We start from the raw sequence: 3,677 nt of genomic DNA, 5'->3' as shown, positions 1-3,677 counted from the left end.
GCCGGGAGCGCGGGGATGACGGCGGCAGCCGCGTCGAGGTCGGCCGCGATGTCGTCGAGGATCCGGTCCCGATCGGCATCACAGAATCGCTCGATGTCAAGGCCCGGGAAGTAGCGACGCCCCAGGGTGTCGTGGTCCTCGGCGAGGTCGCGGAGAAAGTTGAGCTTCTGGAAGGCTGCGCCCAACCGTCGCGCGCCCGGCGCGAGCCGGTCGTAGTCCTCCCACCTGTCAGCTGTCCCGTCTCCGGCGAGGAAGCCACGCAGGCACATGAGACCCACCACCTCCGCGGACCCGTAGACGTAGCGGTCGAAGCTTTCGCGGGTGTGGACGGTCATGTCAAGATCCATCTCCATCGACGCAAAGAACGGGTCGATGAGCTCCTCACCGATACCGCAGCGGACCGCCGTCCGTGCGAAGGCATGAACGACGAGATTGCCACTGAAGCCGTTGCGCAGGGCGTGTCGCACATCGTCATGGAGCCAGGCCAGCATCGTGGCCCGCGGCTCGCGCCCGAGACTGGGGTCGAGGGTGTCGACGATCTCGTCGGCGACTCGCACCAAGGCGTAGACGTTGCGCACGTCGGTGCGCACGGGTTCGGCGAGCAACCACGACGCGAGCCCGAATGAGGTGGAGAACGCACGGATGACCGCAGCGGCATTGCCCTCTGCAACGCAGTCGTAGAGACTCCGGGCGGGGCGTCGGCTGAGCAGGTGGGGTCTCATGCCGCTATCTCGTTCACTTCGACGACCGACGACCGATGTCCGCCACTGGCACGGGGTCGGGCAGTCCGGATTGCCACGTTGGCACTGAACACAGCGCGAAGATCTGTCATGGAGACACACACCTTCGCCCGGTTCGCCACATTTTTCGACCACTGAGCAGCGTATCTTGATTTGCCGGGTGTCGCCGAAATAGCCGCGGGCCGACAGACAGGTCCAGACACCGTGGTGGGGTGTGAACGCCGCCTGTCGGTCAGCCGTCCGACCGGGAACCGGTCACGAGCCCCGGCCCACCGGTCTTCAGTGTCCGTTCACCACCCGGCCATCCTGCGGTCCCCTGCAGTGCCTAGCGTCACCCGGGTCGGGGCAGACCCTCGATCACCAACGCCGAGGAGCTTCACATGACGATCCGTCCCGAACGCCCGCTGCTGCAGATCATCGAGGCGGACATGTCACCGTGCTCCACGGGGCGGGCGGCGCTGACCTGCCGGTACCGGTGCGGCGATGCGTGCGCGCACGAAGCGCCCAACGTGACGGACAACCCGACGTTCGCCGACGTCGTCGAAGAGGCCATCAGCCGCCGTGGTGTCCTCCGGGCGGGTGCCGTGCTGGGTGCCGTCGCGGTCGTGGGCGCGGGATCGATGGGCTCACCGGTTGCGGCGGCGGTCCCGGCGGCAACCAAGACCGGTGCTCGGAACGGTCACCCGACGGGCACGAAGGGACTCCGGTTCGATCCGGTCGCGCCCAACGTCGTCGATGCGGTGGTCACTGCGCCGGGCCATGACCAGAAGGTCGTCATCAGCTGGGGCGATCCCCTGTTCAGCGGCACGCCAGCGTTCGACGTCCAGCACCAGTCGGCCGATCGACAGAAGCGGCAGTTCGGCTTCAACAACGACTTCCTGGGCCTGCTCCCCTACGCACGCTCCACCCGGCTGATGGTGGTGAACCACGAGTACACCAGCGAGACGCTGATGTACCCGGGGTACGACGCCGCGAACCCCACGCGGGCACAGGTCGAGACGTCATGGGCTGCCCACGGTCTCAGCGTCGTTGCCGTGAAGGAAAACCTTCGCGACGGTTCGTTGGAGCCCATCGTCGGCCACCGCATGAATCGGCGCATCCACACCACGAGCGAATTCGCCCTGACCGGTCCGGTGGCCGGGCACCCGCTCGTGCGCACGACGGCCGACCCTTCGGGCCGTACCGCGCTCGGCACCCTCAACAACTGCTCGGGAGGCCTCACCCCGTGGGGCTCGTGGCTCACGGCTGAGGAGAACTTCAATCAGTACTTCGCGAACGCCGCTTCGGTCACCGACCCGCAGCTGGCGAAGCGACTTGCCCGTTACGGCATCACCGGCACTGCGTCCGAGCGCAAGTGGGAACGCTTTGACGACCGCTTCGATCTGGCCAAGGAGCCCAACGAGGCCAACCGCTTCGGCTGGATCGTCGAGATCGACCCCTACGACCCACGCTCGACCCCCCGGAAGCGGACGGCGCTGGGTCGGTTCAAGCACGAGGCGGCGCAACCCCGCATCACGTCGGACGGGCGCGTCGCCGTCTACATGGGCGACGACGAGCGGTTCGACTACTTCTACAAGTTCGTCTCCTCGGACAAGGTCCGCCACGGCGGCTCGAAGGCAGCGCGCGAGCACAACTTCGACCTCCTGGACCACGGCACGCTGTACGTCGCGCGGTTCACCGGCGACTCCCCCGTCGACCAGATCGACGGCACCGGAAAGCTCCCGTCGGACGGACAGTTCGATGGCAAGGGCGAGTGGATCCCCCTTGTCAGCGGCCAGCGTTCCCACGTGCCCGGCATGACTGCCGAGGAGGTGCTCCTCTTCACCCGCCTCGCGGGCGACGCCGTTGGCGCCACCAAGATGGATCGCCCCGAGGACGTGGAGCCGAGCCCTCAGACTGGTGCTGTCTACATCGCCCTGACGAACAACAGCAACCGCGGTGCCGCCGGCGCAGCCGGCGCCGACGAGGCCAACCCCCGCAAGTCGAACAAGAACGGTCACGTCATCGAGCTCGTCGAGCGTCACCGTGACTCGGCCGCGACAGAGTTCGCCTGGAACATCCTTCTCGTCTGCGGTGACCCTGCCGACCCGAGCACGTACTTCGGTGGCTACCCGAAGGAAGACGTGTCACCGATCTCATGCCCTGACAACGTTGCCTTCGACCCGTACGGCAACCTCTGGATCTCGACCGACGGCAACGCGCTCGGGTCTCACGACGGCCTGTTCGGCGTGGCCGTCGAGGGTCCAGAACGTGGCCGGACCCGCCAGTTCCTGACCGTGCCCACCGGTGCGGAGACCTGCGGACCGCTCATCGAGCGCGACCGGGTCATGGTCTGCGTCCAGCACCCCGGGGAGAAGGACGGCGCCACGGTCGAGAAGCCGGCGTCGATCTGGCCCGACGGACCCGGGCGGGTGCCCCGCCCCTCCGTGGTCGCGGTCTGGCGCAAGGACGGCCACCGCATCGGCGTGTGACCCACAGGGGCTCCGATGTCGTGAGACATCGGAGAGTCGGGATGACAGGATTCGAACCTGCGACCTCACCGCCCCAAACGGCGCGCGCTACCAAGCTGCGCTACATCCCGTAACCGGGCCAGTCTAGTGGACACTGGCCTGGTGACATCTCACCGGCTCGACGAGATCGTCCTCACGTTCCAGGAGCAGCGGCCAGCCTGCGGCTCGCCCCGCGTCGTGGCCGTCGACGGACCCAGCGGGTCGGGCAAAACGAGCCTGGCGGACGACATCGCCAAGGCCTCCGGCGCCACGCTGCTGCACCTCGACGACCTCTATCCCGGCTGGCACGGCCTGGCCGCGACGCCCCCGATGGTCGCCCGCGGTGTGCTCGACGCGATCGCCGCCGGCGACACCGGTACGGTTCGCCGCTGGAGCTGGGTACGCCATCGTCCGGGCCCCGAGTTGCATGTCGCCCCGGCCCCGTTGT

Annotated in this window: 2 protein-coding genes, 1 tRNA gene and 1 pseudogene; 2 read left to right on the top strand and 2 right to left on the bottom strand. The window is 67.8% G+C overall.

What is annotated here, in order from left to right; translation table 11 throughout:
* A partial coding sequence (locus H7290_RS05535; RefSeq protein ID WP_290513016.1) for a squalene/phytoene synthase family protein occupies positions 1-722 on the bottom strand: 722 nt, incomplete at its 3' end.
* A gap of 398 nt (positions 723-1,120) precedes the next feature.
* Between H7290_RS05535 and H7290_RS05530 the strand changes: the two genes are divergently transcribed.
* On the top strand, positions 1,121-3,211 hold the full coding sequence (locus H7290_RS05530) for a PhoX family phosphatase (RefSeq protein WP_290513014.1): 2,091 nt from the start codon (positions 1,121-1,123) through the stop codon (positions 3,209-3,211).
* A 36-nt stretch (positions 3,212-3,247) separates the two neighbouring features.
* On the opposite strand, the gene H7290_RS05525 is transcribed toward H7290_RS05530, so the two are convergent.
* A tRNA-Pro gene (locus H7290_RS05525) sits at positions 3,248-3,321 on the bottom strand.
* A gap of 31 nt (positions 3,322-3,352) precedes the next feature.
* Here H7290_RS05525 and H7290_RS05520 point away from each other — a divergent pair.
* Positions 3,353-3,677 (top strand): annotated as a pseudogene (locus H7290_RS05520) ((d)CMP kinase); the annotation flags it as partial.

Source organism: Aeromicrobium sp. (assembly GCF_014378035.1).
Taxonomy (GTDB): Bacteria; Actinomycetota; Actinomycetes; order Propionibacteriales; family Nocardioidaceae; genus Aeromicrobium.
Note: the sequence above shows the minus strand (reverse complement) of the source record. Positions and strands in the feature narration are given on the sequence as shown.

Excerpts from the sequence above, each read along its gene's own strand:
- H7290_RS05530 (WP_290513014.1), top strand. The coding sequence starts at position 1,121 with ATGACGATCCGTCCCGAACGCCCGCTGCTGCAGATCATCGAGGCGGAC.